The sequence below is a fragment of the Sphingomonas sp. LHG3443-2 genome, assembly GCF_049896405.1.
Classification (GTDB): Bacteria; Pseudomonadota; Alphaproteobacteria; order Sphingomonadales; family Sphingomonadaceae; genus Sphingomicrobium.
In genome coordinates, this window is sequence record NZ_JAFCUG010000001.1 from 1111661 (window position 1) to 1131078 (window position 19418).

General features: G+C 68.2%; 15 protein-coding genes and 1 tRNA gene. 9 read left to right on the top strand and 7 right to left on the bottom strand.

From position 1 onward, the window contains the following. Positions 1 to 137 precede the first annotated feature (137 nt). The 4 genes from ACP69Z_RS05525 to ACP69Z_RS05540 are packed head-to-tail and all read right to left on the bottom strand — an operon-like array spanning position 138 to position 3170. Positions 138 to 1049 (bottom strand): peptidoglycan-binding protein, encoded by a 912-nt coding sequence (locus tag ACP69Z_RS05525; RefSeq protein ID WP_426266530.1) that lies wholly within the window; start codon positions 1047 to 1049, stop codon positions 138 to 140. After that, on the bottom strand, positions 1046 to 1447 hold the full coding sequence (locus ACP69Z_RS05530) for a hypothetical protein (RefSeq protein ID WP_426266531.1): 402 nt from the start codon (positions 1445 to 1447) through the stop codon (positions 1046 to 1048). The genes ACP69Z_RS05525 and ACP69Z_RS05530 overlap by 4 nt, the downstream gene beginning before the upstream one ends. Next, positions 1444 to 2760 carry a FliI/YscN family ATPase gene (locus ACP69Z_RS05535; RefSeq protein WP_426268051.1) on the bottom strand — a complete coding sequence of 439 codons (1317 nt, stop codon included), beginning with the start codon at positions 2758 to 2760 and terminating at the stop codon, positions 1444 to 1446. The genes ACP69Z_RS05530 and ACP69Z_RS05535 overlap by 4 nt, the downstream gene beginning before the upstream one ends. Before the next feature lie 5 nt (positions 2761 to 2765). Next, positions 2766 to 3170, bottom strand: coding sequence for a flagellar biosynthesis repressor FlbT (locus ACP69Z_RS05540; RefSeq protein ID WP_426266532.1), 405 nt, complete (start codon positions 3168 to 3170; stop codon positions 2766 to 2768). Between the two features lie 169 nt (positions 3171 to 3339). Here ACP69Z_RS05540 and ACP69Z_RS05545 point away from each other — a divergent pair, with 169 nt between their 5' ends. The 6 genes from ACP69Z_RS05545 to ACP69Z_RS05570 all read left to right on the top strand — a co-directional run bounded on the left by ACP69Z_RS05545 (position 3340) and on the right by ACP69Z_RS05570 (position 13775). Next, positions 3340 to 4638, top strand: a complete 1299-nt coding sequence (locus ACP69Z_RS05545) for a flagellar hook protein FlgE (RefSeq protein WP_426266533.1) — start codon at positions 3340 to 3342, stop codon at positions 4636 to 4638. Between the two features lie 14 nt (positions 4639 to 4652). Continuing rightward, entirely contained in the window at positions 4653 to 6746 is a 2094-nt protein-coding gene (locus ACP69Z_RS05550; RefSeq protein WP_426266534.1) for a flagellar hook-associated protein FlgK, read from the top strand. Next, positions 6743 to 7660 (top strand): flagellin, encoded by a 918-nt coding sequence (locus tag ACP69Z_RS05555; protein WP_426266535.1) that lies wholly within the window; start codon positions 6743 to 6745, stop codon positions 7658 to 7660. Before ACP69Z_RS05550 ends, ACP69Z_RS05555 begins: the two co-directional genes overlap by 4 nt. Positions 7661 to 7712: 52 nt before the next feature. Next, positions 7713 to 9116, top strand: a complete 1404-nt coding sequence (locus ACP69Z_RS05560) for a M20/M25/M40 family metallo-hydrolase (protein ID WP_426266536.1) — start codon at positions 7713 to 7715, stop codon at positions 9114 to 9116. After that, on the top strand, positions 9113 to 10516 hold the full coding sequence (gene dacB / locus ACP69Z_RS05565) for a D-alanyl-D-alanine carboxypeptidase/D-alanyl-D-alanine endopeptidase (RefSeq protein ID WP_426266537.1): 1404 nt from the start codon (positions 9113 to 9115) through the stop codon (positions 10514 to 10516). Before ACP69Z_RS05560 ends, dacB begins: the two co-directional genes overlap by 4 nt. A 154-nt stretch (positions 10517 to 10670) precedes the next feature. Further along, on the top strand, positions 10671 to 13775 hold the full coding sequence (locus ACP69Z_RS05570; RefSeq protein ID WP_426266538.1) for a TonB-dependent receptor domain-containing protein: 3105 nt from the start codon (positions 10671 to 10673) through the stop codon (positions 13773 to 13775). A gap of 60 nt (positions 13776 to 13835) precedes the next feature. Here the strand turns inward: ACP69Z_RS05570 and ACP69Z_RS05575 are convergent, their stop codons facing one another. Next, positions 13836 to 15041: a serine hydrolase domain-containing protein gene (locus ACP69Z_RS05575; RefSeq protein WP_426266539.1), complete on the bottom strand. Its 1206-nt coding sequence runs from the start codon at positions 15039 to 15041 to the stop codon at positions 13836 to 13838. Further along, positions 15038 to 16072, bottom strand: coding sequence for a S66 peptidase family protein (locus ACP69Z_RS05580; protein ID WP_426268052.1), 1035 nt, complete (start codon positions 16070 to 16072; stop codon positions 15038 to 15040). Before ACP69Z_RS05580 ends, ACP69Z_RS05575 begins: the two co-directional genes overlap by 4 nt. Positions 16073 to 16171: 99 nt before the next feature. Here ACP69Z_RS05580 and ACP69Z_RS05585 point away from each other — a divergent pair, with 99 nt between their 5' ends. Continuing rightward, the gene (locus tag ACP69Z_RS05585; protein ID WP_426266540.1) at positions 16172 to 17377 is read left to right on the top strand and encodes an FAD-dependent oxidoreductase; all 1206 of its coding nucleotides are present in this window, start codon (positions 16172 to 16174) and stop codon (positions 17375 to 17377) included. 20 nt (positions 17378 to 17397) lie between these two features. On the opposite strand, the gene ACP69Z_RS05590 is transcribed toward ACP69Z_RS05585, so the two are convergent. Then, positions 17398 to 17484, bottom strand: a tRNA-Leu gene (locus ACP69Z_RS05590). Between the two features lie 123 nt (positions 17485 to 17607). On the opposite strand from ACP69Z_RS05590, the gene ACP69Z_RS05595 reads away from it, so the two are divergent. Both ACP69Z_RS05595 and ACP69Z_RS05600 read left to right on the top strand, forming a co-directional pair. Continuing rightward, complete coding sequence (locus ACP69Z_RS05595) at positions 17608 to 18561, top strand: complex I NDUFA9 subunit family protein (protein WP_426266541.1); 954 nt, start codon at positions 17608 to 17610, stop codon at positions 18559 to 18561. Between the two features lie 6 nt (positions 18562 to 18567). Continuing rightward, positions 18568 to 19368, top strand: coding sequence for an undecaprenyl-diphosphate phosphatase (locus ACP69Z_RS05600; protein ID WP_426266542.1), 801 nt, complete (start codon positions 18568 to 18570; stop codon positions 19366 to 19368). The last annotated feature ends 50 nt before the right edge of the window (positions 19369 to 19418 follow it).

Below are 19418 nucleotides of genomic sequence, written 5' to 3' on the forward strand. Positions count from 1 at the left end.
GGTGAGAGGAGAAAGCAGCCGGGGCCGTTAACCGGCATGGACCTGATCCTCCGGAGCGGATTGAATGAAGGTCTCCCCAAGAGCGGCGCGGTGGGCAGGACTGCCGCCTCCCCCCAAAACGGAGGTAAACTCCGGCGTCAGGCGGAAATGAATCGGTTCGGCTGGATGCGCTTGTCGACGTAGCTGTCGAGCCAGGCGCGGTGTGCGGAGGTTGCGCTGCCGGCGGCGGCGATGCGACGTTCGGCGGCGGCGCTGCCGACCTGCGCGGCGAGCAGGTGGCCTGCGCGCCGCTCGCCAAGGCCGCCGCCAAGGTAGCGCAGCGTGTCGCCAAGGCCGAGGTGATGAGCGAGATAGGCGGCGCGGGCGGTACCTGGCCCGTCGTCCGGCGTGATGCCGCGAGCGCGAAGTGAGCGGAGGTTGGCCGCGGCATGATCGGCGATTGCTTCGATCGAGGCGGCTGGGTCGGTGCGGAGCGCGAGGACGGCGCCGCGCGCTTCTGGGCGGACCGAACCGTCCGCGCCGAGCCAGCCACGCGCCTGTGCGGTGGTGTTGAGCCAACTGCCCGGGCGGCGCGCTTCGTCGAGCCAGGTGCCGGACAGGAATTGGCCAAGGCCGGCGGCACTGGAGCGCGGGTTGCGGCTGGCGGGATCCCAGCTGCCATCGCGGCGGCGGGCGGCTTCGGCATCGACGATGGAGGCGAGCATGGCGGGCTGGAGCCCGGTCCGGGCCGCGGCGCGCTCCAGCGCAGGGGCGAGCGGCTGGTTGACGCCGAGGTCGAGCGGGCCCGAGGGGTCAGGGGGAGGTGGAGCTTCAGGGGCAAGGGTAGGCCGGAGCCGCTCCTCGGCCGCAAGCGCTTCGATCAGTGTGTCGAGACGAAGCAGTCCGCCGCTCGGGGCGCCAGCCGCCGCATCAGGTGGCGAGCGGTCGCTGCCGCCGAGCGCGGCTTGCCACAAGCGGTTGTCGAGCTCGAACCGCGCCGCGCGATAGAGGAGGTCGGCGCGGACCGATGGCGGCAACGGCGCCAGCGCGGACGAGGTCGCGTGGGTCATCGGCGGTGCCAGGCTGCGGCAATGCGGTCATCGAGCGCCGCTTCGGCCTTGGCTTCCCGGCGACGCTCGGCCGCGCGGCTTGCGTCGGCCGCGGCGTCTTCCAGCAGCTGCAGCCGGGCACGCGCCTGCACGGCTTCCTGGCGGAGCGACGACAGCGCTTGCTCGGCATCGGCCTGGGCCGCGGCGAGCGCGAGCAGGCGGTGAGCTCCGCGAGTGAACCAGGGATCGCAAGGCAGCGGTGCGGCGGCAGCGAGGTGGCGTTCGGCCACCCGGCGGCGGGTGAGGTCCTCGCGTTCGCTGGCAAGCGCGTGGACGGTGGCCTGCTTGGCGGCAAGCCGCATGGCAAGCGCGTCGAGTTGTCGCTTGCGCAGGCGAATGGCGGCGGCGAGGCCGGTCATGCGACCAGCCCGGCCATGGCGGCGAAGGCGTCCGCCGGTTTGCCGCGGTCGGCTTTGGTCTGGGTAAGCAAGGCTTCGATGCCCGGCGCGACGGCGATGGCGCGGTCGACTTCCGGGCTGGCACCGGGGGCATAAGCACCGAGGCGGATCAGTTCTTCCATGTCGGCGTAGGTCGAGAGGACCCGGCGTGCTTCGAGGCGCAGCGCATTGTCCTCGGCCGGAAGACAGTGAGGCAGGGTGCGGCTGACGGATTTGAGGAGGTCGATGGCGGGGTAGCGGCCGCGTTCGGCGATGCGGCGGCTCATTACCACGTGGCCGTCGAGGATGCCGCGCACGGTGTCGGCGACCGGCTCGTCATGATCGTCGCCGTCGACCAGCACCGTGAACAGGCCGGTGATGCTGCCTTCGCCGACGCGGCCGGGGCCGGCGCGTTCGAGCAGGCGGGCGAGGTCGGAGAAGACCGAGGGCGGATAGCCGCGGGTAGCAGGCGGCTCGCCGGCGGCCAGGCCGATTTCGCGCCCGGCCATGGCGAAGCGGGTGACGCTGTCCATGAGGCAGAGGACGCGCAGGCCCTGCGCGCGGAAATGCTCGGCGACGGCAAGGGTAGCGAAGGCCGCCTGGCGGCGCATCAGCGCGGGGGCGTCGGAGGTGGCGACGACCACCACCGAGCGCGCGAGGCCGTCGGGTCCGAGGTCGTCGGCGATGAATTCCTGCACCTCGCGGCCGCGCTCACCAATCAGCCCGATCACCGCGACGTCGCAGTCGGCCCAGCGCGCGAGCATGGAGAGCAGCACCGACTTGCCGACACCGGAGCCGGCAAAAAGGCCGAGCCGCTGCCCTTCGCAGAGCGGCGCGAACAGATCGAGCGCGCGGACGCCGGTGGCGAGCAGCGGACCGACGCGGGCGCGTTCGGCGGCGGGCGGCGGCGGTGCGCGCAAGGGGGCGGGCGCGAGGCCCTGTTCGAGCGGGCCGAGGCCGTCGAGCGGGGCGCCGAGGCCGTCGATGACGCGGCCGAGCCAGGCGGGCGACGGGCGCAGCGCGGCTTCGGCGGCGACCAGTTCGGCGGACGTGCCGGTGACGAGGCTTTCGGTCGGGGCAAAGGCCATCGCGGTCGCCGTCTCGCCGTCCAAGGCGGTGACCTCGGCGGCGAGCGGACCGTCGCTTCCGGCCAGGTGAAGCCGCGCGCCGATCCGCGCCGCGCCGCCGAGGCCGGAGATGCTGAGGCAGGCGCCCTGGACGCGGGTCAGCTTGCCGAAGCGGCGATGCGGATCGGCGGCGCGGACCCGTTCCCCGAGTACGGCAAGGGCGGCGATGCTGCTCAGGCTGCTTGCTCCGCGAGGGTCGCCGTCGCTTCCTCTTCGATCCGCATCAGCACCCTGCATTCGCCAAGCGCGCGGTAGTAGTCGGCGGACGCTGCCCGAGTGGCGAACTTGGCAATGGCCTGACGTCCGTCCTCGCCCAAAGCGAGGCTCGCCACCCGCGGGATGGTCGCAAGGATGGCGCTGTGGTGGCCCGCGATGCCGTCCGGATCGAGATAGGCCATCATGGTGTGGAAATAGAGCGCGCGTGCCGGGCTGGTGGCGTCGGCCGGGGTCATGATCTCGCGGCCGCGCAGGATGGTGACCTTGCTTTCGATCGCGAGATCGGTGCGGCCGGAGGCACGGATCACCGCTCCGTTGATCACCACCTTTTCGCCGTCGCGAAGGGAAATCCTCAGCGTCATTGCTCAAATCCTTTTGGAAGATGCCTGTTGCCTTCTTCCTAGAGGGACGCGGGCGATTGCGGGGCGGGAAGCGGCAAATCTTGCCGTGTCCGGGCGGGTCCGGTCAGCCGTCCTATAAGGGAGGAAAGACACCGGCAGCGGGCCGTGTCCGAACGGGAGCCAGCGAGCCTTGAGCCTTTATTCCGCCCTTTATGCCGGTGCGTCCGGCCTCAACGCCCAGTCCACCGCCATGGCGGGGGTTGCCGACAACATTACCAACATCAACACCATCGGCTACAAGGGGGTGTCGACCGAGTTCCGCACCCTGGTCACGTCCGGCAGCACCAAGTCGCAATATTCGGCCGGCGGCGTCGCCGCGGCGCCGCAGGCGTTGATCAGCAAGCAGGGCCTGATCCAGGCGAGCAGCAGCCAGACTGATCTTGCGATCGATGGCGCGGGCTTTTTCGTGGTTCGCTCGGGCACCAGCGCCGACAGCCCGGTCGCCTTTACCCGCGCCGGCGCCTTCAAGCCCGACGTCATGGGCTTCCTGCGCAATACCAGCGGCTATTATCTCCAGGGCTGGAAGCTCGACGCGTCGGGTAACTTCACCGACACCGGGATCAACTCGCTGCAGGCGGTCCGCGCGAGCGATCTTACCGGTTCGGCCAGCGCCACTTCCAGGCTCCAGCTGCGGGCCAATCTGCAGTCGGACGCGCCGGTGCTGGCGGGCACCTACACCGCCGGCGACATGGCGACCGGCACCGCCACCCCGCAGTTCCAGCGCAGCTTCGACATCTATGACGCGCAAGGGTCGGCGCACCGGATCAGCATGGGCTTCGTCAAGACCGCGCCCAACGAATGGCAGGCCGAGATCTTCGCCGTGCCGGCGACGGACGTCACCGCCGCCGACGGCCTGCTCGCCAGCGGGACGGTGAAGTTCAATCCCGACGGCAGCCTCGACATGGCCGGCTCCACCGCCGCCTTCTTCGCGGATCTTACCCCGACCTGGACCAACGGCGCCGGATCGCAGCCGATCGACTTGCAGCTCGGCTCGGACGGCAAGCTCGACGGCCTGATCCAGTTCAGCGGCGCCAGCGCGGTGATCAGCTCGGGCGTCGATGGCGGTCTGGCCGGTAACCTCGCCTCGATCGAGGTCGACGAAAAGGGCGTGGTCAGCGCGATCTTCGACGACGGCACCTCGCGCAAGGTGTTCCAGCTGCCGGTTGCGACCTTCCTCAATCCAGACGGCCTGACCCGCCTTAACGGCAATGCCTTCGGCCTCTCCAATGCCAGCGGCGCGGTGGCGATCAATCCGCCGGGCGCGCTTGGCTCGGGAATGATCTCCAGCTCCTCGCTGGAAGGATCGAACGTCGACCTGGCGCAGGAATTCACCAACATGATCCGCTTTCAGCGGGCCTACAGCGCGTCGTCCAAGATCGTGACCACGGTCGACGACATGCTGCAGGAATTGTCCAACCTGAAGCGGTAATGGGCATCTAGGGCATGAGCCTGTCGGACATCCTCGGTTCTGCCCTGTCGGGGCTGAACGCGGCCCAGGCGGGTCTGCGTTCGGCGTCGAACAACATCGCCAACGTCAACACGCCCGGCTACGCCCGCGAGCGCGTGCCGCTGGAGACCGGGGTGACCGCGGGCCGGGTCAGCGGCGTCCGCGCGCTCGAAGCGGTGCGGGTCGCCGACCGCTTTCTCGAATCCACCGTGTACCGGCGCGCGAGCGACTGGGGGCAGGCCGAAGCGGTCGCCAATTCGCTGGAGCGCTTGCAGGCCCTGCTCGGTGCGCCGGGTGACGACAGCGGCCTCCCCGCGCGGCTGGACGCCATCGGCGCCGCGGCGGTGGCGATGACCGGCGCGGCGGGCAGCGAGCCCACCGTTCGCGGGTTTGTCGGCTCGGTCGGGCAGGCGCTGTCGGCGTTGCAGACGCTGGACAGCGACGTCGCCGCGCTGCGCGTCGATGCCGAGCGTGAGCTCAGCTACACGGTCGAAACCATCAACAACCTGCTTCGCCGGATCGACGGGCTGAACGACAGCGTCGCCCGGCAGGCGGCGGGTGGACGGGCGAGCAACGGCGCGGTCGACCAGCGCATGAGCGCGGTGGAAGAGCTCGCTGGCCTGATCAAGATCGAGGTCCGCCAGGGTGAGGACGGCCGCCTCACCATCGACACCGCGGGCGGCGCGACCCTGCTCGACCGGCGCCTTCGGCTGCTCGAATATCCACCGAGCGAAGGCTCGGTCCAGCCGATCTACCCGGCGGTAAAGCTGCGCTTTGCAGCGGAGGATGGAAGCCTCGGCCCGGAGACGGGCGAACGCCTGGATTCGTCGGCGGCGGGCGGACGACTGGGCGGCCTGATCGACCTTCGCGACCGCCGGCTTCCCGCCTTCGCCGAGGAAATCGGAAGCTTGTTCGGCGGGTTGGCCGAAAGCCTCAACGCCGTCAGCAACGCCGGGACCACCGTGCCGGCCCCGGCCCGCCTTGATGGGGCGCTGACCGGTTTTGCGGCAAGCGACCGGTTGGGCTTCTCCGGCAAGGCGGTGTTCGCCGCACTGCAATCGGATGGAACGCTGGCGGCTAAGGTCACGGTCGATTTCGGTGCCTTGGGCGCGGGCGCGACGATCGCGGATGCCGTAAACGCGATCAACGCCGGGCTGGGGGGAGCGGCGACCGCCAGCTTTGCGAATGGTAAGCTCAGCATCGTCGGCTCAGGCGGGCTCGGCGTTGCAGTGGCGCAGGACCCCTCGGCGCCGAGCAGCCGGGCCGGCATGGGCTTCGCGCAGTTGTTCGGGCTGAACGATCTCGTCAGCGGCAGCCGGACTTTTGGGCCGGGGGGCTTCACAGCCGCCGATCCGCATGGCTGCGCACCGGGCGAGGTCGTGCAGATGGTGCTGCGCGGGCCCGATGGGCGGGTGCTGGCTGAGGACAACATGGCGCCGGCCGCGGGCGGCACCATCGGCGATCTCGTCACCGCGCTCAATTCCGGACCCCTGAGCGCGTTCGGGAGCGTCGCGCTGGACGGCCGCGGACGATTGGCCTTCACGCCGGTGGCGAGCCTGCCGACGGCCAATCTGTCGGTGGTGTCCGACACTACCAGCCGCTTCGGTACGGGCCGCTCGCTGTCCTCCTTGCTGCTGCCGTCAGGGACCGAGGCCGGGCTCGGCGGGGCTAAGGTGCGGGCAGACATTGCTGCGACCGGGAAGGCCCTGCCGCTCGCCCGGCTCGACACGACGGCGGCGGTCGGAACCAAGGCGGTCGGCCCGGGTGACAGCCGCGGCGCCAACGCCTTTGTGGACCAGTTGCGCGCCGCGGTGGACCTCGGTCGCGGGCGGGTGTCGGGCATGGAAAGCTATGCAAGCTTCGTGCTCGGCCAGACCGGGCTCGACGCGGCCGGCGCCAAGGACCGGCTCGCCGACATGGAAGCGCGGCGCTCTGACGCGGTGAACCGGCGCGACAGCTATTCGGGCGTCAACATCGACGAGGAACTGGCCAGCCTCGTCACCTTGCAGAACAGCTATTCGGCAGCGGCGCGCGTGATGAGCACGGCGACGGAAATGTACGACACTCTGATCGGGATGGTGGGTCGATGAGCGGCTGGAACCGGGTGGCGACCGTGCCGATGCAGCGCAGCCTGTTCGAGAGCATCTCGGTCTCCCAGCGCAAGCTTGGCGAGGTGCAGCAGCAGATGGCGACCGGCAAGAAGGCGCCGGATTTCGCCAGCCTTGGCATCGAAACCATGCGCAACCTGTCGGCCCGCACCCTGCTGGTGCGGCAGGAAGCGCATGCGGCCGTCGGGGCGCGGATCGGCACCACCCTGTCGATCATGGATTCGCAGATGGGGGGCATCGAGGAATCCTTGTCCAAGCTGCGCGACGGGCTGCTGTCTGCGGTGGGGACGGGCCGTGCGGACGGCTTGCAGGAGGTGGTGGAGGAAGCCTTTCAGCGCTTTCGCACCGGGCTCAACAGCGACGAGGCGGGCCAGTTTCTGTTTGCCGGATCACAGACCGCGACCGCGCCGTTCGCGCCGGCTAGCCTTGCCGCTTGCGCTGGCGTTCCGACTGCCAGTGCCTTTCGCAACGACGGGGTAACGGCCGAAGCGCGGGTCGCCGACGGGCTCGACGTCACCTACGGCACCACTGCCAGCGCGATCGGATCCGAACTGTTCGGCGCATTCCGAACGCTGGCCGAGGCCGGCACGATCGGTGCGACACCGACCCCGGCGCAGATGACTTCCATCAACGAGGCGATTGGTCAGCTGAACGATGGGCTGATGACGCTGCGCGCCGCCCATGCCGAGAACGGACGGCGGCAAGCGCAGGTGGAAAGCTTGGCCGAGCGGGCGTCGGAGCGGACCCTGATCCTCGAGAAGATGGTGTCGCGCAACGAGGATGCGGACCTTGCCGAAGTGGCCAGCCAATTGGTGCAACGGCAGACCACGCTGGAAGCGAGCTACACCTTGTTCTCGCGGCTCTCGAACCTCAGCCTGATCAACTTCATGCGCTGAGCGACAGCGCGGGAGGTGGACTTTGGCGCCACGCTCCTGCTTTGGTGCGGCCATGTTGAGGCAACTCCTAGGCGGCCTGGCGCTGCTGGCGCTCGCCGCGCCGGCGGCAGCCGCACCCCGCGGCAGCGCCGAGGGCCGGCTGCTCCACGACCTGTTCAAGACCAGCGTCGAGATCCCCACCGTCAAGGGCCGCGGCCAAGTGCCCAAGATGGCGCGTTCCTTGTCGGCAAAGCTCCGGCAGGCGGGCTTCGCCGCGCGTGACATCGAGATTGTGCCGGTGGGTGAAACGGCGGCGATGATCGTGCGGTATCGTGGCTCGGGAGCCAAGTCGCCGCTGCTGTTCCTTGCCCATATGGACGTGGTGGAGGCGAAGCGCGCCGACTGGGAACGCGATCCCTTCAAGCTGCATGAGGAAGGCGGCTTCCTCTACGGCCGGGGCACGAGCGACAACAAGCTGGGCGTCGCGCATCTGGTCGCCGCTTTCATCACGCTGAAGAAGGCCGGCTTCCGGCCCGATCGCGACCTCATCCTCGGCTTCAGCGGCGACGAGGAGACCGACATGGCGTCGAGCCGCGTGCTGGCCGAGCGGCTGGCGGCGCTGAAGCCGGAATATGCCATCAACTCAGATTCCGGCGGCGGGCGCGCCGATGCGTCGGGCAAGCCGTTGTCGTTTGCGGTGCAGGTGGCAGAGAAGACCTTTGCCAACATCAAGGTCACCTTGCGCAATCCCGGCGGGCACAGCGCCCGACCGCGGCCTGACAATGCGATCTATGAGCTGGCCGAGGTGCTGGGGCGGGTGCGGGGCTATACCTTCCCGCTGGTGGATGGCGAACTGACCCGCACCATGCTGCGCGATGCGGCGGCCTTGTCGAGCGCCAGCGAAAGCTTTCGCGCCAAGGTCGCGGCATTCGAGGCGGCGCCCGGCGACCCGGCGCTGCTGGCGGAGATCGGACGCGAGCCGCGGCTCGGCTATGCGGTCCGCACCACCTGCGTGCCGACGTTGCTGGAAGGTGGCCACGCCGACAATGCGCTGCCGCAGAGCGCCACGGCGACGATCAATTGCCGGATCTTTCCCGGCGTCGAGATCGAAGCGGTGCGCGCAAAGCTGGCGGAGGTCGGCGGCAACCCGGCGGCGGAATGGGCGATCGATGGCGAGCCGTTCGGCGCCGCCGCCTCGCCCAGCAATCCCGCGCTGTTTGCGGCCATCCGCCAGGCGCTCGAACCGCAAGCGCGCGACATTCCGATCGTCCCTTACATGACGCCTGGAGCCACCGACGGAAAACATTTCCGTGCCCGCGGAATCCCCACGTACGGGTTCAGCGCGGACTTTAACGTCGGCGGTGAGGTGGCGGGGGTGCACGGCCTCAACGAACGCATTCCCGAGCGGGCGCTCTACGACGCCTTCGACTTCTGGCCGCGGTTGATGCGCCAGTTGGCGGGCGGAGCGGGCCAATGAAGGCTGCCATCCTTGTCGCGCTGCTGCTGGCCACTCCTGCGTCAGCCGAGGTTCTTCCAACGCTTCAGCAACAGGTCGAGGCCAAGTTCGCCGAGGCTGGCCCGGGGGTGCGGTTCGGGCTGGTCGTGTCGACCCTGGAGGGGCGCGAGCTCATCGCCATCAACCCGGACGGGCGGTTCGTGCCCGCGTCCAACACCAAGCTGTTCACCACGCTTGCCGCCTTTGAACTGCTGCCAGGGCTCGATCGGCCGGATAGCGGAGGCGGAGCGCGGGTGGTGCTGGAAGACGGTGCGGCGGGCGCGCCGAACGTGGTGCTGGTCGGTCGCGGCGATGCCCGGCTGTCGAGCGCACCCGATTGCAAGGTCGATTGCCTGTCGACGCTGGCCGACGCCGTGGCAGCCCGGACCAAGCGGGTCGGTGCGGTGATCGGCGATGCGTCTGTCTTTACCGACGAACGATGGAGTTTCGGCATGAGCTGGAACAACATCCCGACCCGTTCCGGCACGGCGCTCGCCGCGCTGATGATCGACGACAACGAGCTGGCATTGCGAGTGAGGCCGGGCAAGCCGGGCGAAGCGCCGCAGGTCCAAGTGGCAAGCTACGTCGACGTCGTGAACGAGGCCGTGACCCGCAGCGAAGGGAAGACCGAGCTCGAGATCGTGCGATTGCCGGGGAGCCGGCAGCTTCGGCTGACCGGTGCGATCGCGGCCGATGCGACGGAGGAGCTGATCCGCCTCGGTATCGATGACCCGGCGCATTATGCGGCGTGGCGCTTCGCAGAGATGCTGAAGGAGCGAGGGGTGGCGGTGCTGGGCGGGCCGGTCGGACGCTATCATTCCCCCTCGAAGGCGACGGCGAGCCCGCTTGCGGAGGTCACGCCAGAGCCGCTCGCGGCGGACATCGTGACCATCAACAAGGCCAGCCAGAACGTTCACGCCGAGTTGCTGCTGCGGCGCTTGGGCGCAGCGCGGGGCAAGCCGGACGTCGCCGGCGGCCTGGAAGGCGTCCGGGCGATGTTGACTGAGGCCGGCGTTCCCGAACGGGCGGCGACGCTGGCGGACGGGTCGGGCATGTCGCCGTACAACCGGGTTTCGCCGCGCGGGGTCGTCACGATGCTGCGCTGGGCCGCGGGCAGGCCGTGGGCGGCCGAGTTCCGCGCCAGCCTGCCCGTGGGTGGGGTCGACGGAACGCTGCGCAACCGCTTTCGCGAGGGCGGGCTGAAGGGCCGAATATTCGCCAAGACAGGATCGCTGACGGCGGCAAACGCCTTGTCCGGCTATCTCCTCACCGCGCGCGGCGAGACCCTGGTCTTTTCGCTCCTTGCCAGCGACGTGCCCGAAGATGTGCGAGCGACGGCGATCATGGACGGCGCGCTCGAACTGGTCGCCGCCGCGCCTTAGAGACGCCCGCTGTGGCCGCGCCGCAACACCATCGCCTCGCTGGCAGAAAAACGCCGGCTGGCCGCACCGTGTGACAAAGAAAAGACTGGCAGGAGACCAGCCTTCTGCCCCCTATTCCGCCCACAACAGGAATTATCCGGTCGGGGGACTCAAGATGGTTGAACGGAACGCACGGGCAGCGATGCTGTCGATGGGCAGCGCGATGGCGATGGCGTTGATGCTGGCAGCACCGGCCACGGCGCAGAGCACGACGGGCAACACAACGGAACCGGCTGCGACTCCTACTGGTGCCGAGACACCGGTGACACCAGCCGACACCAGCACGAGCCGGGCCAATGACAGCGGCGACGTGATCGTCACCGGTTCGCGCATCCGCCAGGATCCGAACCGCAGCGCGCTGCCACTGCAGATCATCACCAACCAGGACCTCGTCCGCGAAGGCATCAGCAATCCCGAGCAGCTGATCTCCTACCTGTCGACCAACGGCAGCGGGAACGACAATCTCGCCTCCAACTCCGACGTGGTCGGCGCCGATTCACGTGGCAAGAACGGCCTGTCCGCGGCGAACCTGCGTGGGCAGGGGCCGTCGGCGACGCTGGTGCTGCTGAACGGCCGCCGGGTATCCTCGCACGGACAGGGCGGGTCGGCGGTCGACGTCAACCAGATCCCCTTCGCTGCGATCGACCGGGTCGAGATCTTGAAGGACGGCGCGTCGGCCATCTACGGCACGGACGCGGTCGGCGGCGTGATCAACTTCATCACCAAGAAGAACTTCTCGGGCCTGAATCTCAACGGCTTTACCGACATCACCCAGGAAGGCGATGCGCCGATCTACCGGCTGTCGGGCACGATCGGCTACGGCCAGCTCGACGAGCAGGGCTTCAACGTCATGGGCGCCGTTAGCTACAGCCAGAACGGCATCCTGTTCGGCCGCGACCGCGCCTTCGTGAACGGCAACCAGCCCAATCGCGGCCTGTCGATCGACACACGTGGCACGCCGATCGCGACCGCTTTCCCGATCAACACCAGTGCGGCTGGGGTCGGAATCATTCAGAATGGCACGTTGTTGGGTGTGCCCTTGGCTTCCAGCCCCTTGTACCTTGGGAATAATCCGGGGTTTCGGATCCCGGGCACCACGGTAGCTGCTCTAGGCGGCGTCAACGCGTTGCGTCTACCGGGCGGGGCCGGCTGCGACTCGATCGCGGATACCTTCAATTACGACGCCGTGCTGTGGGCCGCGCCTGATCGCGCACTGGCCTGTTCGTGGGACACGGCCCGGGCGGCGACGCTGCAGCAGCCGCTTAAGACGCTGACTTACTACAGCCGGGCAACCGTCCGGCTCGGCGGCGAGCATGAGATCTTCGCCGAATTCACGGGCTCGGACGCCACGGCTCGCAAGGCATTCTCAAACAACCAATACTCGTCGAACAACACCATCTTGCCGATCGCCTATCCGCTAAACGCGCTGACGGCGGCGACTTACAATGACATTTACGACCGATTTGCGGCCGTTCTGCCAGCCATCGGTGCGGTGGGCGACCGGACCGTCGATGCGGTCGGCAATTATGGTAAGCCGATTACCTTCCGCTACCGCTGTCTCGAGTGCGGCGAGCGGTCGCTGGTGACCGACACGAAGACGCTTCGCGGAACGCTCGGCATCAACGGCCCCCTGTTCGGAAGCTGGGATTATCAGGCGGGAGGTTCCTACGCCCGAAGCAAGTCGAACAGCACGCTCGGCTCGGGCTATCATTACACCGGCGTCTACACCAACTCCACGCAAACGGCGGCAGCCGGCAATGGCGCGGTGATTGGCCGGGCCGATCCGCGCGCGCCAACCGGGCCGGGGGCGTCGGCACCGGGTATCGTAGGCCTGTTCAACAGCGGCATCATCAATCCCTTCTCGCTGACCCAGACCCCCGCCGCGCTGGCCGCGCTGGAGGCTGTCTCGGCGAATGGCGTGACGCTGTACGGCGGCCTCTACGAGGTCAGCCAGTTCGATGCTTCCACCTCCGGCGCGGTCTTTGCCTTGCCGGCAGGCATGGTCCGGATCGCCGCTGGCGTCGATTATCGGCGTGAAAGCTACAGCTTCGATGCGGGCGCTCCCGGCTCGCTTGCGGCGCCGTCCATCTTCAACGCGCCGTTCGACAATGCGTTTGCCCTGCCCAAGGCCAAGCGCACGGTGAAGGCGGTCTATGCCGAGACCTTGATCCCGATCCTGAGCTCGCTGGAAGTAACCGCTGCGGCTCGTCTCGACGATTATTCGGGCTTCGGCTCCACCTTCAATCCGAAGTTCACCGGCAAGTTCACGCCGACCGACTGGCTGATGTTCCGGGCATCCTACAACACCGGCTTCCGGGTCCCGACCTTCAACCAGATCTTCAACGGCCAGGTCCAGCTTCCCAATCCGGGTGGTGGACTTACCGATCCGACCACCTGCCCGCCGGGCGGCCAGGTCGGCGTGACGCCGGGATGCACCGCCATCACGCCGGACTCGCTCAACGGCGGCAACCTCGCGCTCGAGCCCGAGACGTCAAAGCAGTATAGTGCCGGCGTGGTCGTGCGTCCGGCGCGCCGGGTGAGCTTCTCGGTCGATTATTGGAACATCGCGGTCGACAACACGATCCTTGGTGCGCTCACCATTCCGCAGCTGTTCGCCAACATCGATTATTTCCCGGAGCGGGTCACCCGCACCAACGGGATCATTACCCTGGTCGACCTGCGCGCCGGCAACTTCGGATCGCGGCGGACTTCCGGGATCGAGTTCACCGGTCGCGCGGGAGCGCGCGGGCTGGGCGGCGACTTCAACTTCACCTTCGACGGCACCTACCTGCTTGAAAAGAAGGAGCGGCTGCTGCCGACTGCCCCGTATCGCGATATTCGCGACAAGTGGGTGCTGGTGGGCGACATCGGCCTGAAGTGGAAGCATAATGCGGCGATCAGCTACAGCCGCGATGGCTTCGGCCTGACCTTCTCGCAGATCTATCGCAGCGGTTACGCCAACCAGGCCCTTCCGGCCAGCGCGGCCCGGCCGGACTTCAATCCGCGCGTGAAGCCGTACATCATCTACAATACCTCGATCTCGCAGCGGATCGACAATCGCTTCACGCTGACTGCTGGCGTGCGCAACCTGTTCAATACCGACCCGCCGTTCGCGATCACCTATGACAGCGATTCGGGCTCGGGCGGTTCGTGGGATCCCCGCGTGGCAGACCCGCGCGGTCGGTCCTTCACGATCAGCGTGGACATGAAGCTGTTCTGATCAGCTGATCGAAAGGGGGGGGAGCTCGGCTTACGGCCGGGCTCCTTTTTGCTGGGGTGACTACCGCAACTTGGCGGCGAGCCATTCCTCGATGGCTTTGAAGGCCGAGCGGCCGGCAGGCGGGTCCTTGCCGTTGTTGGCGGCGACAAAGGCGATGCCGGTCTTGCGCACCGGGTCGAGCCACAAGCCCGAGCGCACGCGATAGGCTTCGCCGGCATGACCAAAAGCGCGGCGGCCGGACCCGAACAGATCGTCGCGGCAAGCGGCATTCGGCGCCGGGATGAGCTGGATGGCGATGCCGTAGGAGCAATAAAGGCCGTCATCCGTCACGCCGTTGCTGCCGTTGTAGGTCCAAGCCGGGCTGGTCATGGTCCGCACACTTGCCGGCGAGAGGAAGGCGCGCCCGCCATGCCGTCCCTCGTTCAACAGCATGCGCCCGATCACCGTTAGTCCCGTGGCGGAGATGCGCAGGCCCCCTTGCGGCGAGAACAAAGCCCCGTTGGTGCCCTGCTCGTAGCGTTCGAGCGTGCAGGACGTGCCGGGTTCGACGAACACCGGGCAGGCCGGACGCTTGCCGCCAAGGTCGTCGAGGATCGCCGATCCGTCCTCGTCGTAGAGCACGACCGCCTTGGGCGCGGCGGCATCGCTGCAGGTCGCCCAGTTGAAGCAGGCGTCGAGCTCGAGCGGCTCCAGGACCTGTGTGCGGGCAACCCGGTCGAAGCGCTCACCGGTGGCCCGCTCGATTACCGTCCCGACCAGGCCGAAGTTGAGGTTGGAGTAGCGAAAGAAGCTGCCGGGCGCGTGATCGGGATCGAAAGAACCGGCGTTTTCGGCCTGGGGGCGGATCGTCTTGCCCAACCGAACCACGTAATTCTCGCCATTGTCGCGCACGCTGCCGGTGTGGCTGAGCAGCATGCGAAGGGTGATCGGGCGATCGGGAAAGGCTGGATTGCGCAGGCTCCACCCAAGCCAGGCCGAGACGTCGCGGTCGAGGTCCAGCCTGCCCTGCTCGGCCAGCCGCAACACCGTCAGCGCGGTGACGATCTTGGAGACCGATGCCACGCGGATCGGATCGTCCGCGGTGATCCGCCGCCCGGCCGCACGGTCGGCAAGGCCCCCCGCGCCGGAGCTGCGAATTGTCGCGGCATCGAAGCTCGCCCAGGCCCAGGCCACTTCGGATGGCGGGGCATAGCCGGCCGGCCGCTCGGCCGTCATGCAGCCGGCGAGCGGCAGCGCGATAAGTGACAGAAGGGCGGGGCGCCTCACGCCACCGGCGCTTCGAGCAGCCGGATGGTGCCAGCGTCCGCATCGATCTCCGCCCGGCAGCCGACGGGCAGGCTGAACTGGTTGTCGATGTGGCCGAACATCGCGCCGGTGTAGACCGGCACGCCAAGCGGGGTGAGATGCTGAGCGAGCACCTCGTCGAGGGTGAACAGGCTGGTGGAGCCGTCGGACGGCTTGCAGTTGGTGCATTGGCCAAACACCACGCCGGCAACCCGGCGCAGTATGCCCGCTTGGCCGATCTGCGTCAGCATGCGGTCAATGCGATAGGGCGCTTCGTCGGTGTCTTCGAGAAACAGGATGGCGCCGCTGAAGTCGGGCAGCCAGGGTGTTCCGACCAGGCTGGCGAGGACGGTAAGATTGCCGCCCAGCAGCTTGCCGCTGGCCTTGCCCGGACGCAGCGTCTGGGTGCGACCCTGGCGCTGGACCAGGCGGTCCTGCTCGGCGATCGGATTGCGGTAGAGCGGGAGCTTGCCGTCGAACGCAAGGTCGCGAAAGGCGGCGTAGCTATATTTGCTCCAGCTGCTGCCGGCCGTGGGGCCGTGAATGGTCGGAAAGCTGGCACGGGCCTGGATCGCGAGGTGCAGCGCGGTGATATCGCTGAACCCGACCAGCAGCTTGGGGTTGGCGCGAATGGTCGCCCAGTCGAGGAACGGAAGCAGCCGCTGCGATCCCCACCCGCCGCGCATCGCCATGACGGCGCGGATGCTGCGGTCAGCGAACGCGGCGTTCAGGTCGGCGGCGCGGTCCTTGTCGGTCCCCGCGAGATAGCCGAAGCGGTCCTTCCAATGCGGCTGCGGCACCGCGACCAGCCCCATGGCGGTGATGGCCTCAGTCACCAGCTGGAAGTCGAGCTGGTCGGCGTAGAAGCCGGCGGGGGCGACCAGCGCCACCTTGTCCCCGGCGCGCAGGCGCGGCGGCTTGCGGGAGGCAGGCACCGCGGCCGTCAGCGGCGGGGCAAGGGCGAGCGTCGCTCCGGCCGCGCCAAGGGCGGCCAATGCTTCACGGCGTTGCATGGTGATCATGGCGGGCGACGATAAGCAGGCAGGCCAAGAGTGCAATGGAGCGCCGGGCTGCTACGATAGCCGGACCATGCCGCTGCCCTCCCGCCGCCTGTGACCGCCGACGTCCTCGTGCTGGGGGCGGGTGTGGTCGGGGTGGCGACCGCCGAGGCGCTGATGCGACGCGGCCTTTCGGTGATGCTGGTCGATCGGGCGTCCGGCCCTGGTGAGGGCGCGAGCTTCGCCAATGGCGGGCAGCTCAGTTATTCCTACACTGACGCCTTGGCCTCGCCGAGCCTGCTGAAGCGCCTGCCCGGCATCCTCGCGGCGACCGACCCTGCCTTTCGTGTCGCGCGGCGGTTCGATCCCGATTACCTCCGCTGGTGCCTGGCCTTTTTTGCGCAGGGGCGGGCGGGGCGCTTTGCCGCCAACAGCCTTGCGGGCCTTACCCTCGCCCTGCGCTCCCGCGCACTGATGGAGGAGCTGCTCGCACGCACGCCGATCGACTTTGCACACGCGGTGCCCGGCAAACTGCTGCTGCACGAGGATGCCGGGGCGTTTCGTGCCGCAAGCGCGATCGCTGCGGCCAAGCGCGAGAGCGGGATCGAGGTGCGAGCGCTTAACCCCGGCGAGGCGGTGGAGGTCGAGCCGGCGCTAGCAGCGATCGCCTCGCGGCTAGCCGGAGCCATCTTCTCGCCAGGCGATGCGGTGGGCGATCCGCATCTCTTCTGCGCTCGGCTGGTCGAGCAGTTGGAAAGCCAAGGACTGCAGACGCGCTTCGGCGCTACCGTCGATCGGATCGAACCCGGTAATCAGCCAGTGCTACGCCTGTCGAGCGGGGGGCGATTAAGAGGGCAGCAGCTGGTGATCGCGGCCGGACCGCAAGCGGCCGCGCTGCTCCGGCCACTCGGCTGGCAGGTGCCGATCATGCCGGTCCGCGGCCATTCCCTGACGCTTCCGCCTGGGCCGAGCGCGCCGCGAGTCAGCATCACCGATGTTGGAAGAAAGCTGGTCTTCTGCCGGCTTGGCGACCGAATGCGGATCGCCGGGCTCGCCGATGTCGGCTTCAACAGCAATGCGGCCGATCCCGTGCGGGTGGCAGCGCTACGGGCAGCAGCGCACGAAAGCCTGCCCGACGCCGCCGACTATGCGGTTACTGGCCCCCTCTGGGCGGGCCTCCGCCCGGTCACACCCGACAGTCTGCCGATCGTCGCGCGGCGGGGTGCGATCACCGTCAATGTCGGGCACGGCGGCCTCGGCTGGACCTATGCGCTCGCAACGGCCGAACAGGCAGCGATGCTTGTCGTGCAGGAAAGGTGATCGACTGGAGAGCTCAACAATGGTGCCCAGGAGAGGACTCGAACCTCCACGCCCTTGCGAGCGCCAGCACCTGAAGCTGGTGCGTCTACCAATTCCGCCACCTGGGCACAGGAGCTGTTCGCGAGAAAACTCGCCGGTAGGAGGGCGCCTCTAGGGGGAGGGGGAAGGGGCTGTCAACACGCTTTCGCGCTGCCTTGTCGCACGGGGCGCGCAAGGCTAGGGCAGCGCCCATGACGGCGAACGACTGGCAGCAGCGGATCATTACGGTTTTCGGCGGCGGCGGCTTTATCGGCCGCTATGTCTGCGAGGCCTTGTTCAAGACCGGGGTCCGGGTCCGGGTGGCCCAGCGCACTCCGCGCGATGCCTTCTTCCTGCAGCCGCTGGCCGCGGTTGGGCAGCTCGACCTTGTCCGCACCGATTTCACGCGTCCTGACAGCCTCGAAGCGGCGGTTGAGGGGTCGTGGGGCGTGATCAACCTTGTCGGCGCGTTCGGCGGCAAGCTCGGCGCGCTGCACGGCGACGCGCCGGGCCGCATTGCCGAACTGGCCGCCGAGAAGGGCGCCGCGAGCCTTGTCCACATCTCGGCCATCGGTGTCACCAAGGACAGCGCTTCCTTCTACGCCCGGACCAAGGCCGAGGGCGAAGAGAAGGTCCGCGCGGCTTACCCGCAGGCCACCATCATCCGGCCGAGCGTGGTGTTCGGGCAGGAAGACGAGTTCACCAATCGCTTTGCCGGCATGAGCCGCCTGCCGCTGGTGCCCGTGCTCGGCGGCAAGACGCGCTTCCAGCCGATCTATGTCCGCGACCTCGGCGCCGCGATCGCCAAGGCGGCGCAGAACCCGGGCGACTATGCCGGCCAGACCTTTGAGCTTGGCGGGCCCGACGTCCTCACCATGCACGAACTGAACCGCGTGATCGCCGAGGCGGCGGGCCGCAGCCCCGAGCTGATCGACCTGCCGGACTTCGTCGGCGACATGATGAGCCGCTTCGGCTTCCTTCCCGGCGCGCCGATCACGCGCGATCAGTGGATCATGCTGCAAAAGGACAATGTCGCCAGCAGCCCCGGGCTCGAGGCGTTCGGGATCACGCCAACGCCGCTGGCTGCCGTCGCGCCCGACTGGCTCGACCGCTTCAACGAAGGCGGCCGCTTCGCCAGCCGCCGCGCCCAGGCGAGCGTCGGCTAAGCCTTCATGCCGATCGTCTGGCTGGTCATCATCCTCGGCGTCGTCGAGGGCCTCACCGAATATCTGCCCGTCAGCTCGACCGGGCACCTGATCCTCGCCACCGAACTGCTCGGCTTCAATGCCAGCGATTGGGAGGCGTTCAACGTTGCGATCCAGCCAGGCGCGATCTTCGCCATCGTGGTGCTCTACTGGCGAACCTTCTGGGACGTGTTCACCGGTTTGTTCCGGAAGGAGGCAGGCGCCTGGCGCTTTGTCCGCAACCTCGTCGTCGCCTGCGTGCCGGCGGTAGTTCTTGCGCTGCTAATCGGTGACCAGATCGAAAAGCTGCTCGGCAACGCCGTGGTCGTATGCTGGGCGCTTATCATCGGCGGTGTCGCCATCCTGATCCTCGAGAAGGTCGTCCGACCCAAAGAGTGCAACGGCGTCCAGAACCTGTCGCTGAAGCAGTCGGCGCTGGTCGGCGCGGTGCAGTGCGTGGCGATGATCCCGGGCGTCAGCCGCTCGGGCGCGACCATTCTCGGCGCCATGGCCCTGGGCGTCGATCGCAAGACCGCCGCCGAGTTCAGCTTCTTCCTCGCCATGCCGACCCTCTCAGGGGCGACGGCTTATTACCTGCTCAAGCACCACGACCGGATCGAGCCCGCGATGTACGGCAACATCCTGATCGGCAGCCTGGTCAGCTTCGTGGTGGCGATCGTGGTGGTGAAGCTCTTCGTCGGGTTTGTCACCCGCTACGGTTTCGCGCCGTTCGGCTGGTACCGCATTGTCGCTGGCGCAGCGGCGCTGGCTTGGCTCACCATTCGCTGAACCGCCGTTCAGGCAGGCTTAGGCTTGCTCTGCTATAGCCTCGGCAGATT